The 6,019-nt window shown below is 44.1% G+C and carries 8 protein-coding genes; all 8 read left to right on the plus strand.

Annotated elements, in window-relative coordinates; all coding sequences use genetic code 11:
* Window positions 1-104: 104 nt before the first annotated feature.
* Complete coding sequence (locus tag PHI47_RS14470) at window positions 105-830, plus strand: zinc ribbon domain-containing protein (RefSeq protein ID WP_299938985.1); 726 nt, start codon at window positions 105-107, stop codon at window positions 828-830.
* Window positions 754-1,986 (plus strand): lipid IV(A) 3-deoxy-D-manno-octulosonic acid transferase, encoded by a 1,233-nt coding sequence (gene waaA / locus PHI47_RS14475; RefSeq protein WP_299938988.1) that lies wholly within the window; start codon window positions 754-756, stop codon window positions 1,984-1,986. The genes PHI47_RS14470 and waaA overlap by 77 nt, the downstream gene beginning before the upstream one ends.
* Window position 1,987: 1 nt before the next feature.
* Window positions 1,988-2,725 (plus strand): RNA pseudouridine synthase, encoded by a 738-nt coding sequence (locus PHI47_RS14480; protein ID WP_299938990.1) that lies wholly within the window; start codon window positions 1,988-1,990, stop codon window positions 2,723-2,725.
* 88 nt (window positions 2,726-2,813) lie between these two features.
* Entirely contained in the window at window positions 2,814-4,160 is a 1,347-nt protein-coding gene (gene ffh, locus PHI47_RS14485; protein WP_299938993.1) for a signal recognition particle protein, read from the plus strand.
* A 147-nt stretch (window positions 4,161-4,307) separates the two neighbouring features.
* Window positions 4,308-4,538: a 30S ribosomal protein S16 gene (gene rpsP, locus PHI47_RS14490; protein WP_013459360.1), complete on the plus strand. Its 231-nt coding sequence runs from the start codon at window positions 4,308-4,310 to the stop codon at window positions 4,536-4,538.
* A gap of 2 nt (window positions 4,539-4,540) precedes the next feature.
* On the plus strand, window positions 4,541-4,780 hold the full coding sequence (locus PHI47_RS14495; RefSeq protein ID WP_299939000.1) for a KH domain-containing protein: 240 nt from the start codon (window positions 4,541-4,543) through the stop codon (window positions 4,778-4,780).
* Complete coding sequence (gene rimM, locus PHI47_RS14500) at window positions 4,761-5,315, plus strand: ribosome maturation factor RimM (RefSeq protein WP_299938996.1); 555 nt, start codon at window positions 4,761-4,763, stop codon at window positions 5,313-5,315. The genes PHI47_RS14495 and rimM overlap by 20 nt, the downstream gene beginning before the upstream one ends.
* Window positions 5,315-6,010, plus strand: a complete 696-nt coding sequence (gene trmD / locus PHI47_RS14505) for a tRNA (guanosine(37)-N1)-methyltransferase TrmD (protein WP_299938998.1) — start codon at window positions 5,315-5,317, stop codon at window positions 6,008-6,010. Before rimM ends, trmD begins: the two co-directional genes overlap by 1 nt.
* Window positions 6,011-6,019 lie beyond the last annotated feature (9 nt).

The following is a 6,019-nucleotide window of genomic DNA, read 5'->3' on the forward strand; positions in this document are numbered from 1 at the left end:
ATTTGGAAAAATTAGGATTGAGTGTTATAATTTCGCCATCTAAGAACCCCTTCACCTATCTTTGAGCTAAAATTAGGTAATCGTGTAACTCCAAAAGGAACCGTATGAACAAACACCTTGAACAATTAATCGAGCTCTCTCATGTTGACAAAGAGATCGATGCGTTTGAACCGCAAATCGAAGAAGCCAATCTTCAATTCGATGCGTTAACAGCAACTAAAAACAGTATCATCAGTGAGATTGATACACTCAAGCAAGAGATCAAAGATGAACAGATCAAAAAGCATAAAAATGAGCTTCATCTTGCCGAACTCTCTGCAAAACTTGAAGAGAACAGCCGTAAAAGCGGTGAGGTGAAAACCGAGCGTGAAATGAAATCACTTCAACTTGAAGAAGAGATCGCAAAAGAGCAAGTGAGCTTTGCAAACGAAGAGATTGACCGTTTGGAAAAACTGATCGATCACAAACAAAGCAAAATCGATGAGCTTCAAACCAAAGCAACCGAAATCGAAACAACGCTTACGACGGTAAAAGCAGATGTTGATGTTAAATTGGCACACATTGACGAAGCGCGCAAAGAAGTTTTCGGTCGTAAAGAAGCTTTGGTCGGTGCGATGAACCAAAAAGGGTTGTCTTTCTACCAAAAAATCCGCCGCTGGGCGAAAAATACAACAGCCGTTCCGGTACGTAACCAAGCGTGTATGGGTTGTTATATGGCGATCAGCGATAAAGTTTATTCGGACGTTATCAAAGGTGAAGAGATCACAATGTGTCCTCATTGCGGACGTATTTTATTCCTCGAACCGTCTTCTGACGCTATCGGTGCGTAACGTAGTATTCGACCTTTTTTATACCTTCACAGCGGCGTTACTCTACGCCGTTGCGTTCCCCTTGCTCATCCTTTTTTCTTTCAAGAAAAAATATCGAGAATCGATCCCCGCACGATTTTTCGGGATTAAAAATCCTCCCTTTCAGTCTCATGATATTTGGTTTCATGTCTGTTCTTTAGGCGAGGCCAAAGCGATTGCTCCTATTGTGGAGAAATTGAGGGATAAACGTATTGCCATTAGCGTCATTACCCATACGGGATATGCGGCGGCATCGGCTTATGCAGCACAAGTACGGTACCTGCCGTATGAGATTTGGCTGTGGTTTTGGATTGAACGCCCGAAAACAGTGGTGGTATTGGAAGCGGAGTTTTGGTATCTGCTTTTTCGGCTTGCCCGTACAAGAGGGGCGAGAGTCATTGCTCTCAATGCCCGTATCAGTGACCGGAGTTTTCCGAAATACTATCGTATGCGATGGTTTTATCGGATTCTTCTTCGCCAATGTGATCGGATATTCTGTCAGAGTAACGAAGATATGGTACGCTTCATTGCGTTGGGGGCAACGAATGTTGAAGTGGTCGGGAATATCAAGTTGGCTCAAAAGATCATTTCGAGTAAAACGTACACTAAACCTGAGGGATTGCTCATTGTAGCGGCAAGTACTCATGAAGGCGAAGAGGAGGGGATACTACGTGCGTTTATGGCGTATCGTGAGACAAACCCTTCTGCCAAACTCCTAGTCGTTCCGCGTCATCCGGAACGATTCGGCAAAGTGGGGGAATTGATTGAACGTGTAGCACCTGCGATGAGTGTTGAGCGCTGGAGTGACTCTCAAACGATAGGTGCGGATATCACTCTAATCGATGCGATGGGAGAGCTTAATAATCTCTACGCCATCAGCGATGTGGCAATATTAGGGGGAGCATTCGCACCCATCGGCGGACACAATCCGCTCGAACCCGCCCATTTCGGGTGTAAGATTATTACGGGGGAACAGATGTTTTTACAGCGAGAGCTGTTTAAATACGTCTCTCATGTCCAATTCGTGGGATTGGATGGAATTGCCGAAGCGCTGATACACGCCGAGGAATTACCCCCATCACAGGTCAATGGAAGCGTTGATCTGCAAAGAGTATCAGATTATTTAACGGAGAAATAAAATGGAAAAACCAAAAGCGTATAAGCTCTTAGCGGAGCAAGAAGGAATATCCAACTCTGAGGCCAAGTCACTGATCGATCGCGGTTTGGTTTATGTCGGAAATAACAAAGTGATGATCGCACGGGGTGAGATCAGCGCTAAAACGGTATTTATCGTTCAAAAAGTGGAAAAAGCACGTCCTATTTTTGAAAACGATGATTTGATTGTTATTGATAAGCCGGCGTTTGTCAACTCCGATGAAATCGAGCGTCAGTTCAAAGGCTCACAGCTTTTGCATCGTCTGGATCGTGAAACGAGCGGTGTTTTGATGCTTGTTAAAAATGAAGAGTTTCGTCTCAAAGCGATTCAAGAGTTTAAAAAAGACAATGTCTATAAAGAGTATGTTGCATGGGTAGAGGGGATGGTAAGCGAGCCTTTTGTTATCGATCAGCCTCTCATTACTGAGAAAAAAGGGAACAAAGCCTATACCAAGGTTGCTAAGAACGGAAAGCCTGCTATAACTGAAGTAACTCCTCTGGAAATTTCAGGGAAAAAGACCAAAGTACAGCTGATTATCCATCATGGACGAACGCACCAAATCCGTGCTCACATGAAATACGCCCAGCATCCGATTATCGGGGATGAGAGTTACGGCGGACGACAGTCTAAGCGCGTAATGCTTCACGCTAAAAAAGTGACGTTGCTAGGGCGAACGTTTGAAGCTCCTGAGCCGAAAGTATTCGGCCATTTTGGAAGTTGATAAAAGATACAAAGTGAAGTTAAAGTAAAAATTCAGTATAATGCGAAACTTTTTATGCCTAGGTGCATAGACAATTTTAGGAGTTCTTGTGTTTGATACACTCACCGAATCATTTACATCTGCTATACGCAAAATTCGTTTTCACGACGATGAAAAGGCGTTAACGAAGGCACTTAGCGAGCTTAAAAAAGCGTTGCTAAAAGCCGATGTAAATCACAAAGTAGTAAAAGACCTTATTGATTCGGTTGAACTCCAAACCAAACAAAACGGCATTGGGAAAGATCAGTTCCTTGATGCGCTTCGCAAGTCCTTATACGCTCTTTTGGATGTAAAAGGAAAATCAGGATTTGTTTTCGCTCCGGTAGCTCCAACCGTCATTTTGATGACGGGGTTACAAGGTTCGGGTAAAACGACAACCACCGGAAAATTGGCAAACTGGCTTAAAACACGTCAGAAAAAACGGGTTTTGGTTGTTGCGGCAGACTTACAACGTCTTGCGGCGGTTGAGCAGCTTCGCCAAGTGTGCGCGGGAATCGACGTTGAACTTTACGCCGATGATGCGAGTAAAAATCCGGTTGATGTGGTAAAATCAGCATTAGAACATGCTAAAAAAGTATTGGTTGATGTCGTATTGATCGATACGGCCGGTCGTCTTGCAATCGATGATGAATTGATGGGAGAACTTGCCGAAGTTAAAGCTGTTGCCAACCCGTATGAGATTTTTTATGTAGCTGATTCATTGAGTGGACAAGATGCGGTTCGCACTGCGACGACGTTTAATGAGAAGATCGGAATCGATGGGGTCATCCTAACCAAATACGACGGTGACTCCAAAGGGGGTGTAGCCCTCGGTATCGCTTCACAGGTACAAGTTCCTCTCCGTTTTATCGGAGCGGGTGAAAAAATGGAAGACCTCGAAATCTTCCTTCCTGATCGTATTGTTAACCGTCTTATGGGATTGGGTGATATCGAAGGGTTGGCTGAGCGAACCGCATCGGTTATCGATGAGAAAAAAGCGAAAGCCCTTACCAAAAAGATCAAAAAAGGGGAGTTTAATTTTAACGACTTCCTTGAGCAAATGGAAAGCCTCAAAAAAATGGGGAGCATGAAATCCATTATGGGAATGATCCCGGGTATGGGCGGAATGGCTTCCGCGCTTAAAGATTTTGATTTGGAAAACTCAGGGCAGCTCAAGCAGATCAAAGCGTTGGTTTCATCGATGACGATGAAAGAGCGTGAAGATCCTGAATTGCTTAATAACAGCCGAAAAGCTCGTTTAGCAAAGGGATGCGGTCTTGATATTATTCAGGTCAACCAAATTCTCAAGCAGTTCAAAAATGCTTCGAAAATGGCGAAACGGTTCTCCGGTAAATCGGGGATGAAAGACCTTCAAAGCATGATGGGTCAAATGCAAGGTGCGCGAATACCGCGCTAACTTTGCCTAATGGCAAATGTTAAGTACTGCACTCATCTAGAGTTTAGTCCTTAGCATTTGAAGCAGCTTAGACGTTTTTCTTTTACTTTTGTGGGTAAAACACTCTTCTAAGCTTCTTGGTGCAAAACAACATTTAAAGGACACACAATGGCAACAGTCATCCGTTTAACCCGCATGGGTCGTAAAAAACAACCTTTCTACCGTATCGCGGTAACCGATAGTCGCAAACGTCGCGACGGCGGTTGGATCGAATTGATCGGGTACTACAATCCGATGACAGACCCTATCACTACCAAAGTAGATGAAGAGCGTCTAAACTACTGGTTGAGCGTTGGTGCTCAAATGTCAGACCGCGTTAAAAAAATTACCGGTAAATAATGATGGTTGCGGACTTCGTCGCAGGTTTTGCTAAGTTAATAGCGTCTTATCCCGAAGAGATTCGGGTAGAGTCTCACGCGGGCGACGAAGTGACCGAAATCGTTTTGTACGCTAATCAGGCGGATGTGGGCAAGCTTATCGGAAAAGAGGGTAAAATGATCGGTGCGATCAAAACCGTCATTTCCGGATGTAAAGCCAAAGACGGACAGAGTTACCGAATCAATGTCGAACCGCTTTCGTAACTCACCCCCTGAAAATCTTCTTCATGTTGCCACTTTGGGTCGAACTATCGGCTTAAAAGGGGACATGAAACTCAATCTCTCCACCGATTTTCCTGAACAATTTAGTGCTAATGCTACCTTCATTCTTGAAAATGGTAAAGAAGTTGTTCTCTCTTCTTATAATCCTGATCGTGAACTGGTTCATCTAAAAGGGATCGATTCCCCAGAAGCGGCCAAAGCACTTACCAATGCCAAACTTTTCACCACTTTTGAAGCGACGCGTGAGCGATGCAATCTGAGTGAGGGTGAGTTTTTTTGGTTTGATCTTCTCGGTTCCCGTGTTGTAGAAGGGGAAACGGTACTGGGTAAAGTGCAGGAGATTGAGCGAATCGGGCCGTTGGATTATCTTTTGGTGACAACCGATCCGTCGTTTGTTTCGAAAGGTCTTCCTAACACATTTCTAATCCCCTACATTGATCGGTTTGTTATTAAAAGCGATGCAGTTTCTAAGGTGATTACCGTAGAGGGTGGATTGGATCTGCTAGAGGCGTCATAATGCGTTTTACGTATGTGACTATCTTTTCCAATCTGATCGAGGGTTATTTTCAGGATTCTATCCTGAAACGAGGCATTGAGTCAGGTAAATTTTCCATTAGTTATCTTAATCCCAGAGATTATAGTGCTTCAAAACACCATAAAGTGGATGATACCGCCGCAGGCGGAGGAGCCGGAATGGTGATGACGCCGCAGCCGCTGTTTGATACCCTTCAAACACTGGACGATGAGGCACATATTATTTTTGTCGCACCTGTTGGGAAACAATTCACTCAAAACGATGCCAAACGTCTTGCTTTAAAACCCCATGTGGTTTTTGTGAGCGGACGGTATGAAGGGATCGATGAGAGGGTAGTTGAACGTTTTGGGGATGAAGTATTCAGTATCGGTGATTATGTCCTTACCGGAGGGGAACTCCCCTCACTGGTAATGACCGATGCGATCGTTCGAAATATCGAGGGTGTTTTAGGAAACAGCGAATCGTTGGAGTATGAGAGTTTCGAATCGCCACTCTTGGAAGCGCCTTCGTTCGGGAAACCCCCAGTTTATGAGAATATGAGTGTTCCATCAGAATACTTAAAGGGAAATCACAGTAAAATTCGTGCACTAAAATCGTCTCTGTCTGAATGCAAAACAAAATACTTCAGACCGGAGCAGCTTCAAAAGCATAAAATAAGGACATCTTATGAAAAATAAGTACATTGC

Origin of the sequence: Sulfuricurvum sp., assembly GCF_028713855.1 — a bacterium.
GTDB lineage: Bacteria > Campylobacterota > Campylobacteria > Campylobacterales > Sulfurimonadaceae > Sulfuricurvum.

Bases quoted from the DNA above. Each gene is read 5' to 3' on its own strand.
- PHI47_RS14470 (WP_299938985.1), top strand. From the start codon at position 105: ATGAACAAACACCTTGAACAATTAATCGAGCTCTCTCATGTTGACAAA.
- PHI47_RS14480 (WP_299938990.1), top strand. From the start codon at position 1,988: ATGGAAAAACCAAAAGCGTATAAGCTCTTAGCGGAGCAAGAAGGAATA.
- rpsP (WP_013459360.1), top strand. From the start codon at position 4,308: ATGGCAACAGTCATCCGTTTAACCCGCATGGGTCGTAAAAAACAACCT.
- PHI47_RS14495 (WP_299939000.1), top strand. From the start codon at position 4,541: ATGGTTGCGGACTTCGTCGCAGGTTTTGCTAAGTTAATAGCGTCTTAT.
- rimM (WP_299938996.1), top strand. From the start codon at position 4,761: ATGTCGAACCGCTTTCGTAACTCACCCCCTGAAAATCTTCTTCATGTT.
- trmD (WP_299938998.1), top strand. From the start codon at position 5,315: ATGCGTTTTACGTATGTGACTATCTTTTCCAATCTGATCGAGGGTTAT.